The sequence below is a fragment of the Comamonas aquatilis genome, assembly GCF_965139575.1.
GTDB classification, from domain to species: domain Bacteria; phylum Pseudomonadota; class Gammaproteobacteria; order Burkholderiales; family Burkholderiaceae_C; genus Comamonas; species Comamonas aquatilis.
This window is the reverse complement of record NZ_CBCSIW010000001.1, coordinates 174,450-189,887: the sequence shown is the minus strand read 5'-3', so window position 1 is coordinate 189,887 and position 15,438 is coordinate 174,450. Positions and strand designations below refer to the sequence as shown.

The 15,438-nt window shown below is 58.4% G+C and carries 17 protein-coding genes; 9 read left to right on the top strand and 8 right to left on the bottom strand.

All coding sequences use genetic code 11. From position 1 onward, the window contains the following. Positions 1-133: 133 nt before the first annotated feature. Together msrP and ACNAZA_RS00810 are read left to right on the top strand one after the other, a co-directional pair. A complete protein-coding gene (gene msrP, locus ACNAZA_RS00815; RefSeq protein ID WP_415794506.1) occupies positions 134-1,129 on the top strand; it encodes a protein-methionine-sulfoxide reductase catalytic subunit MsrP in 996 nt (331 codons plus the stop codon). Positions 1,130-1,209: 80 nt separating this feature from the next. Further along, positions 1,210-1,806, top strand: coding sequence for a protein-methionine-sulfoxide reductase heme-binding subunit MsrQ (locus tag ACNAZA_RS00810; protein WP_415794905.1), 597 nt, complete (start codon positions 1,210-1,212; stop codon positions 1,804-1,806). Between the two features lie 6 nt (positions 1,807-1,812). Here the strand turns inward: ACNAZA_RS00810 and ACNAZA_RS00805 are convergent, their stop codons facing one another. Beyond that, positions 1,813-2,643 carry an oxygen-binding di-iron domain-containing protein gene (locus tag ACNAZA_RS00805; protein ID WP_415794904.1) on the bottom strand — a complete coding sequence of 277 codons (831 nt, stop codon included), beginning with the start codon at positions 2,641-2,643 and terminating at the stop codon, positions 1,813-1,815. A 68-nt stretch (positions 2,644-2,711) separates the two neighbouring features. Then, a complete protein-coding gene (gene lptM / locus ACNAZA_RS00800) occupies positions 2,712-2,990 on the bottom strand; it encodes an LPS translocon maturation chaperone LptM (protein ID WP_415794505.1) in 279 nt (92 codons plus the stop codon). A gap of 12 nt (positions 2,991-3,002) precedes the next feature. Here lptM and cyaY point away from each other — a divergent pair, with 12 nt between their 5' ends. After that, positions 3,003-3,341, top strand: a complete 339-nt coding sequence (gene cyaY, locus ACNAZA_RS00795; protein ID WP_415794504.1) for an iron donor protein CyaY — start codon at positions 3,003-3,005, stop codon at positions 3,339-3,341. A gap of 22 nt (positions 3,342-3,363) precedes the next feature. On the opposite strand, the gene pgi is transcribed toward cyaY, so the two are convergent. Then, positions 3,364-4,971 carry a glucose-6-phosphate isomerase gene (gene pgi, locus ACNAZA_RS00790; protein ID WP_415794503.1) on the bottom strand — a complete coding sequence of 536 codons (1,608 nt, stop codon included), beginning with the start codon at positions 4,969-4,971 and terminating at the stop codon, positions 3,364-3,366. Between the two features lie 11 nt (positions 4,972-4,982). Next, positions 4,983-5,951 carry a transaldolase gene (gene tal, locus ACNAZA_RS00785; RefSeq protein WP_415794502.1) on the bottom strand — a complete coding sequence of 323 codons (969 nt, stop codon included), beginning with the start codon at positions 5,949-5,951 and terminating at the stop codon, positions 4,983-4,985. Positions 5,952-6,229: 278 nt separating this feature from the next. Here tal and ACNAZA_RS00780 point away from each other — a divergent pair, with 278 nt between their 5' ends. Continuing rightward, positions 6,230-7,075, top strand: a complete 846-nt coding sequence (locus ACNAZA_RS00780) for a MurR/RpiR family transcriptional regulator (RefSeq protein ID WP_415794501.1) — start codon at positions 6,230-6,232, stop codon at positions 7,073-7,075. Between the two features lie 53 nt (positions 7,076-7,128). Here the strand turns inward: ACNAZA_RS00780 and ACNAZA_RS00775 are convergent, their stop codons facing one another. After that, complete coding sequence (locus ACNAZA_RS00775) at positions 7,129-8,280, bottom strand: porin (RefSeq protein WP_415794500.1); 1,152 nt, start codon at positions 8,278-8,280, stop codon at positions 7,129-7,131. Positions 8,281-8,501: 221 nt separating this feature from the next. Continuing rightward, complete coding sequence (locus ACNAZA_RS00770) at positions 8,502-9,557, bottom strand: porin (protein WP_415794499.1); 1,056 nt, start codon at positions 9,555-9,557, stop codon at positions 8,502-8,504. Positions 9,558-9,900: 343 nt separating this feature from the next. Here ACNAZA_RS00770 and coq7 point away from each other — a divergent pair, with 343 nt between their 5' ends. Next, positions 9,901-10,518 (top strand): 2-polyprenyl-3-methyl-6-methoxy-1,4-benzoquinone monooxygenase, encoded by a 618-nt coding sequence (coq7, locus tag ACNAZA_RS00765; RefSeq protein ID WP_415794498.1) that lies wholly within the window; start codon positions 9,901-9,903, stop codon positions 10,516-10,518. A gap of 67 nt (positions 10,519-10,585) precedes the next feature. Here the strand turns inward: coq7 and ACNAZA_RS00760 are convergent, their stop codons facing one another. Then, positions 10,586-11,038 carry an OsmC family protein gene (locus ACNAZA_RS00760; protein WP_415794497.1) on the bottom strand — a complete coding sequence of 151 codons (453 nt, stop codon included), beginning with the start codon at positions 11,036-11,038 and terminating at the stop codon, positions 10,586-10,588. 378 nt (positions 11,039-11,416) lie between these two features. Here ACNAZA_RS00760 and ilvA point away from each other — a divergent pair, with 378 nt between their 5' ends. From ilvA to ACNAZA_RS00745, 3 genes are read left to right on the top strand one after another with little or no spacing between them, the layout of a single operon-like run. Beyond that, entirely contained in the window at positions 11,417-12,970 is a 1,554-nt protein-coding gene (ilvA, locus tag ACNAZA_RS00755; protein ID WP_415794496.1) for a threonine ammonia-lyase, biosynthetic, read from the top strand. 55 nt (positions 12,971-13,025) lie between these two features. Further along, the gene (locus ACNAZA_RS00750) at positions 13,026-13,853 is read left to right on the top strand and encodes an adenosylcobinamide-GDP ribazoletransferase (RefSeq protein WP_415794495.1); all 828 of its coding nucleotides are present in this window, start codon (positions 13,026-13,028) and stop codon (positions 13,851-13,853) included. Beyond that, the gene (locus tag ACNAZA_RS00745) at positions 13,850-14,410 is read left to right on the top strand and encodes a histidine phosphatase family protein (protein ID WP_415794493.1); all 561 of its coding nucleotides are present in this window, start codon (positions 13,850-13,852) and stop codon (positions 14,408-14,410) included. Before ACNAZA_RS00750 ends, ACNAZA_RS00745 begins: the two co-directional genes overlap by 4 nt. A 7-nt stretch (positions 14,411-14,417) precedes the next feature. On the opposite strand, the gene ACNAZA_RS00740 is transcribed toward ACNAZA_RS00745, so the two are convergent. Continuing rightward, complete coding sequence (locus ACNAZA_RS00740; RefSeq protein ID WP_415794491.1) at positions 14,418-14,891, bottom strand: type II secretion system protein N; 474 nt, start codon at positions 14,889-14,891, stop codon at positions 14,418-14,420. 46 nt (positions 14,892-14,937) lie between these two features. On the opposite strand from ACNAZA_RS00740, the gene gspG reads away from it, so the two are divergent. After that, positions 14,938-15,390, top strand: coding sequence for a type II secretion system major pseudopilin GspG (gspG, locus tag ACNAZA_RS00735; RefSeq protein ID WP_120966280.1), 453 nt, complete (start codon positions 14,938-14,940; stop codon positions 15,388-15,390). The last annotated feature ends 48 nt before the right edge of the window (positions 15,391-15,438 follow it).

The window sequence follows — 15,438 nt, the reverse complement described above, 5'->3', positions numbered from 1 at the left end:
ATGGCCTGAGACCAAGATATGACAGGCGCAAGCAGCTCCTTTTTTCTTGTGTACAGCGCCAACCAGGAACTTCGCTGACGGCGCTCACTCTGATTACCAAGTACCTTCCAGTCAGGTTACCGGAGACACCGCCATGCTGATACGCCATTCACAACAAGGCTTTGAGCCGCCGAAAAGCAGCGAAATCACATCGCAAGCGGCCTATATGCAACGCCGTGCGCTCATGCAGACGCTGGCCGGCGGCGTCGCCGGCGCGGCCCTGGCCAGCTGGGCCGGACGCGATGCATTTGCGGCCGTGGAACGCCCGGGCAAGCTGGCCGCCCTGCCCGCCAGTCCCAGCAAGCTGGCTGGCGCCATGAGCATGGAGCGCAACACCAGCTATGCCGATGCCAGCAGCTACAACAACTTCTACGAATTCGGGCTGGAGAAAAGCGACCCGGCCCGCAACGCCCATACCTTGAAGACCCGACCCTGGACGGTACGCATCGAAGGCCTGGTGCAAAACCCGCAGACGCTGGATCTGGACAGCTTGCTCAAGATCGCCCCCATGGAGGAACGTATTTACCGCCTGCGCTGCGTGGAAGGCTGGTCCATGGTGATTCCCTGGGTGGGCTATTCCCTGGCCGAGCTGCTCAAGAAAGCCCAGCCGCTGAGCAGTGCCAAGTACGTGGAATTCATCACGCTGGCCGACAAAAAACAGATGCCCGGGCTGGACAGCCGCGTACTGGACTGGCCTTACACCGAAGGCCTGCGCCTGGACGAGGCCATGCACCCGCTGACGCTTTTGGCATTTGGCATGTATGGCGAGGTGCTGCCCAACCAGAATGGCGCGCCGCTGCGCCTGGTCGTGCCGTGGAAATACGGTTTCAAAAGCGCCAAGAGCATTGTCGCCATCCGCTTGAGCGACAAGGAGCCGGGCACGGCCTGGAACAAGGCTGCACGCAATGAGTACGGCTTTTATTCCAATGTGAACCCCGACGTTCCCCACCCGCGCTGGAGCCAGGCCAGCGAGCGGCGGATTGGCGAGGACGGTCTGTTTGCCAAGAAACGCAAGACGCTGCTGTTCAACGGCTATGCCGATCAGGTTGCCTCGCTCTACGCAGGCATGGATTTGAAGAAGTTTTACTGATGGCCAAGGCCAACGCTTCTGCGGTCACCGCCACGGCCCCGGCTGCGGCCCAGTCAGCGCCTGCCTCATGGCGCGCGGCGGTGCAGCGCAACTTGCTTCGCAGCTGGGTAAAGCCGCTGCTGTTTGCGCTGTGTCTGCTGCCGTTTGCCTGGCTGCTGTATGGCGCCATCGCCAATACCTTGGGCGCCAATCCTGCCGAAGCGCTGCTGCGCTCCACCGGCAGCTGGACGCTGCGCTTTCTGTGCATCGTGCTGGCGGTCACTCCTTTGCGCCAATCGCTGAAGCTGCCGGTTCTCGCCCGCTTCAGGCGCATGCTGGGTCTGTATGTGTTCTTCTACGCCTGCCTGCACCTGCTGTGCTACGCCTGGTTTGACATGGGGCTGGACTGGAGCGACATCGTGGCCGACATTCCAAAACGCCCCTTCATCCTCGTTGGCTTTACGAGCTGGCTGCTGCTCACCCTGCTGGCAGCCACCTCTCCCAAATTCGCACTCAAGACCCTGGGCGGCAAGCGATGGCAGTGGCTGCATCGCACAATCTATCTGATCGCCCCCCTGGTCTTGCTGCATTTTTTCTGGATGCGCGCCGGCAAGAACAATTTTGCCGATGTGGCAGTCTATGCCACCATTCTCGGTTTTCTCCTGCTGTATCGAGTGTTTAAAGCTATCAAAAAATGATGTAGCTCAGGCTCCGGCCACAGCGCGCAGCGGCGGACGCACCTGGCGGCTGACGGGATCGATCTCGGCCGTTGGCAACTGGTAGGCGCGCTGATCGAACAGATCGATACCGCACTGCAGCCCTTCCAACCAGTTGAACAGATCGCCAATCGCCTGCTTGCCCATGATGGGTGCGCCATGTTGGGGCACGATCATGTCGATTTGCAGCTGACGCGCCATCTGCACCCACAGGCGCAAGATCTTGTTGGAGACCATGTAGCGGCGGTGAAAACCCTCCATGCGCGCTATATGCGGCAGCAGATCGGTAATCGGCCGCTGCGCCTCGGCACCCGTCGTCAGCGACACCCCCAGATCACCGGTAAACAGGATCTTGCTCACCGGGTCGTAGAAGTGGAAGTTGCCTTCGGCATGCAGAAAGTGGGCCGGCAGCAGAATCAATTCGCTATTGCCCAGAGGCAGACGCCCTCCGCCATCGGGCACGCCGATCACACGGTTCTCCGTCTTGCCCACCTTGGTGAAGTGCGGTGCAAAACGTTCCCAGATGCGGGAAATGACCAGTTGGGCGCGCGTGGAGGTCATCCAGCGATCCAGCGAGGCAATGATGTCCGGATCCGCATGCGAGGCAATCAGGTAAGCCAGCTTTTGTGGCGGGAAATAACGCGACATGCCCATGAACAGCTCATTGAACGCCAGATTGCCGCCGGGATCGAGAATGGCGCCGGTGCCGCTGTCCACAATCAGGAACTGATTGGCCTGTATGGCCTGACCGTCCTCTTCGATGAGGTCTGAGAACATCAGGCAGGCGTGGTTTTTGTCGCGATAAAGCTCTATGGGCATGGCAAATTTGTCAGAAGACAAGATGCCGCCACTTTAGGCATCAAGTCATTTCGCCATGTTGATATGCATCAAGGCTGATTGGGCTTGCCGACAGGGGCTTCCATATTGTCTGTCGCTTGCGAATCCGCATCGGCGGGCTGCTTCACGGCTGGCGCCTGCGCAGCCGAGTTGCCTGCGGGGCGGCTAGAAATGCCCAGCGTCTGCGGCAAGGTGGCACGACCCTGCGCTGCCGCATCCGTAGGCAGGAACAACGGACCTCTCTGTCCGCAGGCAGCCATCGATACCAGGGACGCCGCACAAGCCACAAGGGCAATGCTCCTGACTAAAATTTGAGGTGCTTTCAACATGGGCAAATTGTAATGACTGACATTGAATATCTGGACCGCGCCGACCAACTGCTTTTGGCCGTGGAGCAATGCTGCGACCGAATCAACGACGAGACCGATGCCGATATCGACGCCCAGCGCACAGGCGGTCTGGTGACCCTGGTCTTCGCCAACCGCAGCCAGATTGTGATCAATCAGCAAAAGCCTTTGCATGAAATCTGGCTGGCTGCCAAGGCCGGCGGCTTTCACTACCGCTTTGACGAAGCCCAGAATGCCTGGATGGACACCAAGGGCGCCGGCGAGTTCTTCGCCAACCTCAGCGCCTACGCCTGTGAGCAATCGGGCCTGAAGCTGATATTCAAAGCCTTGTAAGGCCTTCTGCCTGGCACTCAGGCTAGCCCGCTGCTTGTGCCAGGCGTTGCATCAGACTGAGAGTGGAAGCATCTACCCCCTCCCAATCATTGCTTTGCTGGCGCGCATGCAACTGCGTGGCCAGCTTTTTGCCCAGCTCCACACCCCATTGATCAAAGCTGTTGATGCCCCAGACAGCGCCCGAGACAAAGATGCGATGCTCATACAGCGCGATCAAGGCACCCAACGAGGCAGGATCGAGCTGCTGCAATAGCAAAAACGTGCTGGGACGGTTTCCCGGGCAGTCTTTGGCTGCACCTTCATCGCTGCGCCCCAGCATCAAGGCCTGAGCCTGGGCAATGGCGTTGATCACCAGGCTCTGATGGTGTGCTCCCAGATACTTGCCACCATCGCTCAAGGCGATGAACTCCACCGGAATCACATCCTGGCCCTGGTGCAGCATCTGAAAAAAAGCATGCTGACCATTGGTCCCCGGCTCACCCCAGATCACGGGAGCGGTTCGCACGGCAAGCACCTGCCCATCACGGGTCACGCTTTTGCCATTGCTCTCCATCTCAAGTTGCTGCAAATAAGCCGTCAATCGCCGCAGGCCATGGCTGTAAGGTGCGATGCAGCGGCTGGAAAAATGGCAGAAATCCCGGTACCAGACATCCAGCAAACCAAGACGCATGGGCAGATTCTGTGCCGCAGGTGCTGTAAAAAAGTGAGCATCCATGGCATGTGCACCGTCGAGCATGCTACGAAACTGCGGGGCACCAATGGCTATGGCAATCGGCAAGCCAATCGCCGACCACAGCGAAAAGCGACCGCCGACCCAGTCCCAAAAGCCCAGGGTGCGCCCAATACCAAAATCCGCAGCCGCCTTCACATTGGTGGTAAGCGCCACAAAGTGCTTATCAATGGAGAGTTCATCCTGCGGATTCTCACTGCCGCCTTGCTCCAAAAACCATTGCCGCGCGGAACGTGCATTCAGCATGGTTTCTGCCGTGGTGAACGATTTCGAAGCAATCAGGAACAAGGTACTTTGCGGCCTGACCTTGCGCAGCACATGTCCCAACTCATGGCCGTCCACATTGGAGACGAAGTGGAAATTCTTTCCCGTATCTACCCAGTCTTCCAAAGCGTTGACCACCACCTCGGGACCCAGGTGCGAACCACCAATACCGATATTCACGATATCGGTGATGCCTTCGTCCTGGCGCACCTGCTCGGCCAGCTCCAACATGGCATCCAGGGTCTCATGAACCTGTGCCAGAGCCGCTCGCGTCGCCCCACTCCAGCCCTGCACGACGGGGCTCTGCTGCAATGCCCCTCCTTGCACCGGAGTTCTGAGCAGCCAATGCATGACTGCCCTGTCCTCGGTGCAATTGATGGCCTCGCCCAACAACATGGCATTGCGCTGGGCAACAACATGGGTTTGCTCGGCCAGTTCCTGCAACAAGCCCTCGGTATCGGTGCTCAGCAGATTCTTGGATAAGTCGGCAAAGACATGAGGCGCGTTGATGCTCAGCGCTTGCAGGCGGGCCGGATCAGCCTTGAAAGCCTGGCGCAAATCCATGGTGCGGATCTGCGCATCATGGTGTGCTTGCAAGGCCTGCCATGCAGGCAGTTGGTGGCACAAAGAATTCAAAATTATCCCAATCAATCAGCAGCTTGCTGCATCAGCACTTCAAGCTTGCGCGTGTCCACCGTGAAGGCTCGAATACCTTCCGCCAGCTTTTCGGTCGCCATGGCGTCCTCATTGAGCGCAAAACGAAAGCTCGCTTCATCCAGGCTCCAGCGCGTCAGCGGCATGGCCTTGGCCTTGGCCTGCTGTGCATCCAGCGCTCTGCCGAGCGGGGCAAGCGCATCGTCTGCTTCTCCCAGCTGCGCCAGCAACTCTGGAGCAATCGTCAGCAAGTCACAACCCGCCAGAGCCAGGATCTGGCCCGTGTTGCGAAAGCTGGCCCCCATCACTTCGGTGCCAATGCCAAAGTGCTTGTAATACTCATAAATCTTGCGCACTGACTGCACGCCCGGGTCATTGCTGCCGGCCATGGCAGCCTCATCCCAGCTGGCTCCAGCCTGCTTTTTGTACCAATCGTAAATGCGGCCCACAAAAGGCGAGATCAGCTGCACCTTGGCCTGACCGCAGGCTACAGCCTGACTGAACGAGAACAACAGGGTCAGATTGGTATGAATACCGCGCTGCTCCAGCCGGCGGGCGGCTTCGATGCCTTCCCAGGTAGCAGCGATCTTGATCAGCACTCTGTCAGTGTGCACACCTGCGGCCTGATACAGCTCGATCAGGCGTTCGGCACGTGTCACCGTGGCCTGGGTGTCAAACGACAGGCGCGCGTCAACCTCTGTGGAAACGCGGCCAGGAATGGTCTCCAGTATTTCACAGCCAAAACGCACCAGCATGCGATCCATGACTTCATCCAGTCCGCGCCCTTTCCACTGCGCTACCATCGCGCGCATCAACGGTGCATACTGCGGCTTTTGTACTGCCTTCAAAATCAGCGAAGGGTTGGTTGTTGCGTCCTGAGGCTGAAACTGTGCCAGTTGGTGAAAATCACCGGTATCTGCCACCACGGTTGTGAACTGTCTTAGCGCATCCAACTGATTCATACACATTCCTCAATCAAGAAACTCAGGGTAGATCATCCAAAATCTTTGCAAAGCTTCTGAGTGTATGGCGATAGCCGCTTCATAACACCAAGACTGCGCAACTCATTGCAAGCCACGTCACACAATTGGAATCACGACCGACTCGGCACATGCAAAATGCAAGCTTGAATCTGGCAGTGGCGAAACACTCCCCCAATTGCAACTGCGCAACCATCCGAGCCATCCACGCCCGATTGGCGGCTTGATTTTTACCTCACGACCTGAAACCACAGCAACACATGCTCGACCGCATTACCGCCTCACTCCCATCGCTTGCCCCCGCCGAACAACGGGTCGCGCGCCTGGTACTGGCGGATGCCAGGGCTTTTGCCCACCTCCCCGTCAGAGAGCTGGCCGCAAGAGCCCACGTCAGCAAACCAACGGTGGTGCGCTTTTGTCGCAGCATGGGCTATGACGGTCTGGCCGACTTCAAACTCAAATTGGCAGGCAGCGTCAGCGAAGGCGTGCCGTTCATTCACCGCAGCGTGGATAGCGATGACAAGACCAGCGACGTGATGGTCAAGGTCGTGGACAACGCAGTGGCAGCGTTCCTGCAATACCGCAACGCTGCCAGTACCAGCGCCATCGAACAAGCCGCCGGAGCCATTGCCGCTACTTGGCAAACCGGCAAACGCATTGAGTTCTATGGTGCGGGGAATTCGGGCATTGTGGCTCTGGATGCGCAGCACAAGTTCTTTCGGCTGGGCATCACCAGCCTCGCCACCAGCGACGGCCATATGCAGGTCATGAGTGCCACCTTGCTGGGCAAAGGCGACTGCATCGTCATCATCTCCAACTCCGGCCGTACCCGCGACTTGATGGATGCCGCAGATATCGCACGAAAAAATGGAGCCACAACGATTGCCATTACCGCCAGCGGCTCACCTCTGGCATCGGCCTGTCAAATCCATTTGGCCGCAGATCACCCAGAAGGATACGATCGCTATAGCCCTATGGTGTCTCGTCTTTTGCATTTATTGATCATTGATGTGCTGGCCACCTGTGTGGCTTTGCGCATTGGCCCAGCGCTACAACCAGCACTGGAGCAGATGAAAAACAATTTGAGAGCCAAACGCTACACTTGATATTAATATATTTACAAAAAAGCCTCCAAACGGAGGCTTTTTAAATTCAAAAATCAGAAACGATGGCGTAAGCCAATGGTAATACCGGTCCGCTTGGTTGCCCCATTGGAGTCAAGCACCACATTAGCTCCACCGCTTACCTTGGTATGATCCACGCCAAAATAGGCGTCGGTTCTCTTAGAGAAGGCATAGTCCACTACCGCCACCATAAAATCGGCCTTCCCATTAAAAGCGCCCCCTACAGATCCGGATTGCTTGGCATGGAAATAGTGCATTCCAGCATTAATTTGCGGAGTTATTTGATAACCAAATCCGATTTTATACATTTGTCGCTTATCTGCATTACCCGCCATAAATCCACCATTGGATGATCCTTGCCAATAGAGGCTGAGCAAGGTCGAGTCAACAGCAGCATTGAATGGATTGGCCGAATAAGCATCCTTGCGTTTGTTGAGCCCATATCCCACATTGAAATACAAGGGCCCTGTGCGATAAGAGCCACCCAATGTCCATGCATCAACATCCGTTCCAGCAGGCAGCGTTGTTCTCAGGAAGCCGCCGCCAACTGAAAGTCCTTTATCCGAGTAGCGCAAATAACCCCCAGCTGTTTTGGTAGCACCACCGACAGCGGTAGGAACCTGGGCTGCAGAGGTGAATGGACCTTTATTCCCTTCATCAAAAGAATACTGCAACGCGCCACGCACAGGCCCAAACTCGGCCACATACTTCAGCATATTATTGGCACGGGCCCCCATAGACATCCCGATTTCAGGCTTGTATGCCTCCATATAGGGAGAATATGGAAAGGATGAATAGGTACTCGTTACAACATCAAAAAGCATGTTGTATTGACGACCCATGGTAATTTGACCAAAACTCTTGCTGCGCAAACCTACCCAGGATTGCTGAAAAAAATTAGTACTGGCAGAAACACCAGAATCTGTCAAAAAGCGTGCTTCCAGATTGGCAATGGCTGACAATCCGCCACCCAGATCCTCTGTCACATTGATGCCCCAACGGCTTTGAGACATACCTCCACCAATCATCTCCGTGAGGCCACTTTTGTTCACACCTTGGTTGGTCGTATGACGAACAGCGGCATCCACAATACCGTAGAGTTGTACGCTGCTTTGTGCAAACGCCAAAGGAGCGGTAACACCCAAAACCGCCAATGCAACAGCCTTTTTCACGAATGAAGAATTCATTGTTTTGTCTCTCTCGTAACAATCAGTTGGTGGAAAATTCATTCTAGAAATGCTTTTCCATCGCAAGCAATCGTTTGCGCAAGTGCAACACAGGCCTTTCCCGCTCAGATTCAACCCGACCCGCAATTACCCTATAGAAACAAACCCGAGAAATAAAAAAGGCCTGTCTTTCGACAGGCCTTTGGGCTTTTAAGCAGTTACTGGCTTACACCAGCAATTGATTAGAAAGCGTGGCGGATACCAACTTGCACGCCAGCTTGGTTCAGGCCGGTAACGCCGTCAGCCTTCATGCCAACGGAAGTGCTCACACCCTTGGCATTCAGAGCCATGGCAGAACCTTCCTTGTTCTTCAGGTAAGCAACCGTGCCGTACACAGCAGTGCGCTTGGACAGGTTGTGCACATAACCCAGGGACAGTTGGTGAGCCTTGGTGTCAGCAGCCTTCTGATCGTACATAGCGTACTGCAGCTTCACTTCGCCCACGCCACCCACGGGAGCGGACACGCCCAGCAGGTAGTTGTTGAACTTTTCGTTAGGAGCGCCGTTAGGCTTGTACTTGATTTGCTGAGCGTTACCAGCAATCTTGGCCACGCCAAAGTTGTAAGAAGCGCCGATGGACATTTCGTCACGGTCACCAGCTGGGCCGTAGCTCAGAGTGCCGTAAGCAGCAGTCACGCTCAGAGGACCGTTGTCGTAGCCAACGTTACCGCCGGCGTAACGACCAGCCTTAGTACCAGCAATAGCCTTTTCGTCGAAAGCGTAGCTGATGTTAGCAGTCACGCCGCCGAAGTTAGGCGAAGAGTACGACACCATGTTGTTCTTACGAATGGTGTTGCCGTCAGCAATGCCCGAACCAGCCCAGTCAGCGTAGCCCATGTTCTGGCCGATACCGGTGGCGCCGAACAGGTCATACTTCAGACCAGCACGGAAAGTGGGAGTTGTTTCGCGACCCAGGCGAACTTCACCGAAGTTGCCGGACAGACGCACTGTGGATTCGCGCTTGAAGTCAAAGCCAGCAGAGTTGCCGACGTCGCCGAAGATTTCGCCTTCCAGCCAGAAGCCGGCCTTCAGACCACCACCCAGATCTTCAGTGCCGCGCAGGCCCAGACGGCTGGTAGCGTTGCCGCTAGTGCCCACGCCGTACTTGGCGTCCTTGCCGTCAGCGTTGTCCACGTAGGAAACGCCAGTGTCAACGATACCGAACAGGGTCACGGAAGATTGAGCCATTGCGGCGCCGGAAGCGGCCAGCACTGCCAGGGCAATCAGGGATTTTTTCATTACGAGTTACTCCAAGGTTTAGAAGGGCGCCGGTCTATGGGAGAGAGACTTGAGCCTCGAGCTCCACCGGTTTCCCGCGCCAACCTCCTGGTGGGGAAGTTGGGTCCTATTGCACCAGACCCCCGGCAGCAGCGCAAAGCAATTCACCCAAAAACGGCTGTTTTGGCCGGTTTTCGTTGCACTGCCGCAACAAAAACACTGCCCTGCAGCATGGGGTGCTCCCCTAGGGGTTGTGACCTATCTTTCAACCCCGGCATTGCCCTGGCTCAAGCCATGGCTGCAGGTCCTTGGTGTACCTTACGCGCCACTGCGCCGCTGTGTGCGCCGGACCACATTCAACGCCATGGACTCTTTTTTGACGGCTGCCGATGCAGCGCTTCGCACCTTGTTTGCCGACCCTGTTTCGGCAGAACGCTCGCCTGCCGCAGGCATACCGGAAGCAGCGATGTCGCCAGAGGAGCGCAAGCTCTCTGGCGCCTTGATGCGCGTCAACCATGTGGGCGAGGTCTGCGCCCAGGCCCTCTATAACGCTCAAGCCATGGTGACCCAGGACATGGTGTTGCGCGAGCATCTGCTGCTGGCGGCGCGTGAAGAAATGGACCACCTGGCCTGGACCCGCGAGCGCCTGCACGCCTTGGGCGATCGCCCTTCCCTGCTGAATCCGCTGTGGTTCGCCGGCGCGTTTGCCATCGGCACCGTGGCAGCCAAGTTCAGCGATGCAGTCAGCCTGGGCTTTGTGGTGGAGACGGAAAATCAGGTGGCCGCCCACCTGGAGAGCCATCTGGGACGCCTGCCCGAGCAGGATGAGGCATCCCTGGCCGTGGTTGCCCGTATGAAGGATGACGAGGAGCGCCATGCAGCAGCCGCCATTGACGAGGGTGCCATGCAGTTGCCGCCAGCGGCTCAGGGGCTGATGCGTCTGGCCGCCAAGGTGATGACGACCGTCGCACACAAGATCTGAGACTTGTGCACACTCAATGAAAAAGCGGACATCTGTCCGCTTTTTCATTGGGGAGGCTCAATCCGGCTCAGGCTTCGACGATGTCAAAGCCTGTGGTGATCTCGGCCGTCTTGCCCAGCATGATGGTGGCCGAGCAGTATTTGTCATGGCTCATGGCAATCGCCCGCTCCACAGCGCCGGCAGGCAGATTCTTGCCGCTGACGGTGAACTGCATATGAATCTTGGTGAAGACCTTGGGCTCGGTCTCTGCGCGCTCCGACGTGAGTTGCACGCTGCAGCCCTTCACGTCATGGCGACCTCGCTTGAGGATGAGCACCACGTCATAGGCGGTGCAGCCACCGGCGCCTGCCAGCAACAACTCCATGGGGCGGGGCGCCTGATTGCGCCCCCCATTGGCCGGCGTCTTCTCATCGGGAGCGCCATCCATGGTGACAACATGACCGCTGCCGGTCTCCGCCACAAAGCCCATGCCAGAGCGCGTACCCGTGGTCGCGCCAGTCCAACTTACCGTGCATTCCATTACTGCATCCTCTCAAAAGCTGTTGCAATTTTGCATCAAATACATGGAAACCCGAATTTTGTTGCATTGCAAAAAACAAAGTGGCTACAATACAACCCAAGCGTTACCTGCTGGGTTTAACCCTCAGATGGACCACAGATTGCTCTGTATCGCACCTTTTGTCTCCTCCACCTCCTCTAATGGTGGATTCAGCCCCTAGCCTTATAGCTGGGGGCTTTTTTTTGCCCATGCGATTCCTGGCTCGCAAGCCAACAGGGCTACCCTCTTGAGCGGCTACTGCAGCGCAACAAGCAAGCGCCTATGATGGCCGGATTGATCCGCGCCAGGAAAGCCATGCCACTGTGCCACGCCTGAGCGCCTCTGCTGTTGCTTCGCACAATGACCCAAGCCCTGACCCCCTTTGATTATCTGACCCGCATTCTCAACGCCCGCGTCTATGACGTGGCCGTGGAGTCAGACCTGGAACCTGCCAAGAATCTCAGCCGCCGCCTGCACAACAAAGTGCTTTTGAAGCGCGAGGACCAGCAACCCGTCTTCAGCTTCAAGCTGCGCGGTGCTTACAACAAGATGGCCAACCTGTCGGCCGAGCAGCTGCAAAAAGGCGTGATCTGCGCCAGCGCCGGCAACCACGCCCAGGGCACGGCCCTGAGCGCCAAGAAGCTGGGCTGCCGCGCCGTCATCGTGATGCCCACCACCACGCCGCAGGTGAAAGTGGATGCCGTGGCCGCTCTGGGCGGCGAAGTGGTGCTGGCCGGCGACAGCTATTCCGACGCCTACAAGCACGCCGTCAAGCTGCAAAAAACCGAAGGTCTGACCTTTGTCCACCCGTTTGACGATCCCGATGTGATTGCCGGCCAGGGCACGATTGCCATGGAGATGCTGCGCCAGCTGCAAAAACTGGGCAGTCAGCGCCTGGATGCCATCTTTGTACCGATTGGCGGCGGCGGCCTGATTGCCGGCATTGCCAACTACGTCAAGGCCGTGCGCCCCGATGTGAAGGTGATCGGTGTGCACACCAAAGACTCCAACGCCATGATGCAGTCCGTGCAAGCCGGCGAGCGCGTGGAGCTGGCCGATGTGGGCCTGTTTGCCGACGGCACGGCCGTCAAGCTGGTGGGCGAGGAAACCTTTCGCGTCACCCAGGGCCTGGTGGACGATTATGTGACCGTGGACACCGACGCCGTCTGCGCCGCCATCAAGGACATCTTTACCGATACCCGCTCCATCGTCGAACCTTCGGGCGCACTGGGCGTGGCCGCCATCAAGCAGTACGTAGCCAAGCACAAGACCAAGGGCGAGACCTACGCCGCCATCCTGAGCGGCGCCAACATGAACTTCGACCGCCTGCGCTTTGTGGCCGAGCGCGCCGAAGTGGGCGAGGAGCGCGAAGCCCTGCTGGCTGTCACCATTCCCGAAGAGCGCGGCAGCTTCAAGCATTTCTGCGAAGTGGTGGGCAAGCTGCCCGGCGGCCCGCGCAACGTGACCGAGTTCAACTACCGCATCAGCCACGAAAGCCGCGCCCATGTGTTTGTGGGCCTGACCACGCCGACCAAAGGCGAGAGCGAGAAGATCTGCAAGAACTTCCAGAAAAACGGCTTTGACGCCATTGACCTGACCTTTGACGAAATGGCCAAGGAGCATTTGCGCCATATGGTGGGTGGACATTCGCCTCTAGCCCAAGAAGAACGCTTGCTGCGCTTTGTCTTCCCCGAGCGCCCCGGCGCGCTGTTCAAGTTCCTGAGCCTGATGGCCCCCACCTGGAACATCTCGCTGTTCCACTACCGCAACCAGGGCGCGGACTACGGCCGCATTCTGGTGGGTATGCAGGTGCCGGCCAAGGACAGCAAGAAGTTCGACGCCTTCCTCAAGAACCTGGGCTACCCCTGGGTGGAGGAAACCAACAATCCGGCATACCAGCTTTTTTTGAAATAAAAAATGCCTCCAGCGCTTTGCTCATAAGCGCTAGAAGCTCACTTTTTTGATATTGATGCAAGCCCTGCGCCACTTTTTGCTGGCCCTGCAGTTCTTCAGCCGGATACCTGTGACGGGCAGACTGGCCGCCTGGATGGGCTGGAGTCCCGAAATGCAGCGCGCCAGCGCCGCGCATCTGCCGGGCGTGGGCTGGCTGGTGGGGCTGTGGGCTGCGTTGCTGCTGGGCCTGATGAGCTGGCTGCTACCCGACACCGGCTTGACGCCCTTGCTGGCCGCCATCCTCAGTACCGCTGGCACGCTATGGCTCACCGGCGGCTTTCACGAAGACGGTCTGGCCGACGTGGCCGATGGCCTGGGCGGATTTGTGCCGCCCGAGCGGGCGCTGGAGATCATGAAGGACTCGCGCATAGGCGCTTACGGCGTGATGGCGCTGGTCATGGCCTTGCTGACCAAGGTGGTGCTGATTGCCGTGCTGCTGACCGCCATGCAGCAGTTCTGGGGGCCGGTCCCCATCATGGTGCTGATCTGCTGCATTCACGTGCTTTCGCGCTTTGCGCCCCTGGTACTTATGCACACCCTGCCCCATGTGGGCCTGGCCGCCACCAGCAAGACCTTGCATGTTGCAGGCCGGCAACTGGGCTGGAAGGGCCTGCTGACCGCTGCGCTCTGGTGTCTGCCCTGCTTTGGCCTGCTGCTGTGGCTGGGCATTTACAGCTTTGTGCTTTGCCTGCTGGGTGCCATGTCGCTCACCACCTGGTTGCTGCAGCGCTGGTTTCGCCAGCGCCTGGGCGGCATGACAGGCGACTGCCTGGGTGCCTGTCAGCAGCTCAATGAGCTGGCCATGCTGCTGGCCAGCGCACTTTATCTGGGACATTTGCTGTGACAACGCTATGGCTGGTACGCCATGCGCGCCCTCTGATCGATACCGAGCGCTGCTACGGCCGCCTCGATATCCAGGCCGATGCCGAGGCCACGCAAAGCGCGGCCCTGAGACTGCAACAGGCTTTGCTGCCGCATCGTGGGCACTGTCGCATCTTTCACTCACCGCTTCAAAGATGTGAGCAACTGGCGCAAGCCTTGATTGAACTGCAGCCTGATTTCATCTCGGATGCCGACAAGCGCCTGCTGGAGGTGGACTTTGGCCACTGGGAAGGCCAGCGCTGGGATGCGATTGGCGAGGCTGCTATTTCGGCCTGGGCCCGGAATCTGGCAGAGCATGCGCCGGGCGACGGAGAAAGCCTGGTCCATATGCTGGGCCGCGTCGGCAGCGCGCTGCAAGACGCCAAAGCGCTGGATGCAGAGCATGTGGTCTGGATCAGCCACGCAGGCGTTGCGCGCTGCGCCCAGTGGCTGCTGCAACATGGTTCTCTCCTGCCGCAAAGCCACGAGTGGACGCTACCTGCCCCGGCTTACGGGCAGTTCATGCAACTGAGTCTTTGAAAACCCATTAATTGAAAGCCGCAATCGCGGGCTTTGGCAGCTCCAGCACCGCCGTGGCCGGGCCGCTCATGCTGCTGCCCAGGCGGGCTTCACGGGGGCTCAGAGACTGCAGCAGCACCCCTTCTTCCAATGCCTCCCCGACCTTGAAGGCCTTGGCCGGGTTGCTGCCCACGGCAATCACCGCAGCGCCGGCACCCGAGTCATGGCCTGCCAGCACCCCTGTCAGCACATAGCGCTGGACCACCGGAGCAGCTGCCACAGGCGCCGCAGCAGCGACCGCCCCCAGCGCCTTGGCCATGGCCTGCGCATTGGCTTGCACGGCTGCCACCGGTGCAGGCACGGGCTCCTGTCCTGCGGGTCCGCCCAGCCAGCGCAGCCACCAGAACACCACCACGCCAGCAGCCAGGGCCGACAGCAACAAGGTGGTGAGCTTTACCGACAGAGGAATACCGGGGCCGGAGTTGAAAGAAATTGTTCGCATTGAGAGATTATCATCGTGACTTTCAGTGCTATTTAAACAGGGCCTCATGACGCTTCAACGCCGCCACCCGTTTTCCGCCATCCGCCACGGTTTTGCACGTGGCTTCACGCTGATCGAATTGATGGTGGTTCTGGTCATCATTGGCGTGCTGGCCGCCCTTATCGTTCCCAATGTGCTGGACCGCGCCGATGACGCCCGAGTCACCGCCGCCAAGACCGATATTGCCAACCTCAACCAGGCTTTGAAGCTCTACCGTCTGGACAACCAGCGCTACCCCACCTCCGAGCAAGGCCTGCAGGCCCTGGTCACCAAGCCCACCTCCGGCCCCGCGCCCACCAACTGGAAGCCCTATCTGGAAAAGCTGCCCAATGACCCCTGGAGCAACCCCTACCAGTACCTGAACCCCGGCGTCAAAGGCCCCATCGACATCATGTCGTTCGGTGCCGATGGCAAGGCCGGCGGCGAAGGCAAGGATGCAGATATCGGCAGCTGGCAGTAGCAATGAGCCCCCACGCTCTCTCACTGCGTGTGGTCGCTGCCCCCCGAA

What these genes read in the sequence shown, in the direction of transcription:
- msrP (WP_415794506.1), top strand. Translation starts at nt 134, where the DNA reads ATGCTGATACGCCATTCACAACAAGGCTTTGAGCCGCCGAAAAGCAGC.
- ACNAZA_RS00805 (WP_415794904.1), bottom strand. Translation starts at nt 2,643, where the DNA reads ATGCCCATAGAGCTTTATCGCGACAAAAACCACGCCTGCCTGATGTTC.
- lptM (WP_415794505.1), bottom strand. Translation starts at nt 2,990, where the DNA reads ATGTTGAAAGCACCTCAAATTTTAGTCAGGAGCATTGCCCTTGTGGCT.
- cyaY (WP_415794504.1), top strand. Translation starts at nt 3,003, where the DNA reads ATGACTGACATTGAATATCTGGACCGCGCCGACCAACTGCTTTTGGCC.
- tal (WP_415794502.1), bottom strand. Translation starts at nt 5,951, where the DNA reads ATGAATCAGTTGGATGCGCTAAGACAGTTCACAACCGTGGTGGCAGAT.
- ACNAZA_RS00780 (WP_415794501.1), top strand. Translation starts at nt 6,230, where the DNA reads ATGCTCGACCGCATTACCGCCTCACTCCCATCGCTTGCCCCCGCCGAA.
- ACNAZA_RS00775 (WP_415794500.1), bottom strand. Translation starts at nt 8,280, where the DNA reads ATGAATTCTTCATTCGTGAAAAAGGCTGTTGCATTGGCGGTTTTGGGT.
- ACNAZA_RS00770 (WP_415794499.1), bottom strand. Translation starts at nt 9,557, where the DNA reads ATGAAAAAATCCCTGATTGCCCTGGCAGTGCTGGCCGCTTCCGGCGCC.
- coq7 (WP_415794498.1), top strand. Translation starts at nt 9,901, where the DNA reads ATGGACTCTTTTTTGACGGCTGCCGATGCAGCGCTTCGCACCTTGTTT.
- ACNAZA_RS00760 (WP_415794497.1), bottom strand. Translation starts at nt 11,038, where the DNA reads ATGGAATGCACGGTAAGTTGGACTGGCGCGACCACGGGTACGCGCTCT.
- ilvA (WP_415794496.1), top strand. Translation starts at nt 11,417, where the DNA reads ATGACCCAAGCCCTGACCCCCTTTGATTATCTGACCCGCATTCTCAAC.
- ACNAZA_RS00750 (WP_415794495.1), top strand. Translation starts at nt 13,026, where the DNA reads ATGCAAGCCCTGCGCCACTTTTTGCTGGCCCTGCAGTTCTTCAGCCGG.
- ACNAZA_RS00740 (WP_415794491.1), bottom strand. Translation starts at nt 14,891, where the DNA reads ATGCGAACAATTTCTTTCAACTCCGGCCCCGGTATTCCTCTGTCGGTA.
- gspG (WP_120966280.1), top strand. Translation starts at nt 14,938, where the DNA reads ATGACGCTTCAACGCCGCCACCCGTTTTCCGCCATCCGCCACGGTTTT.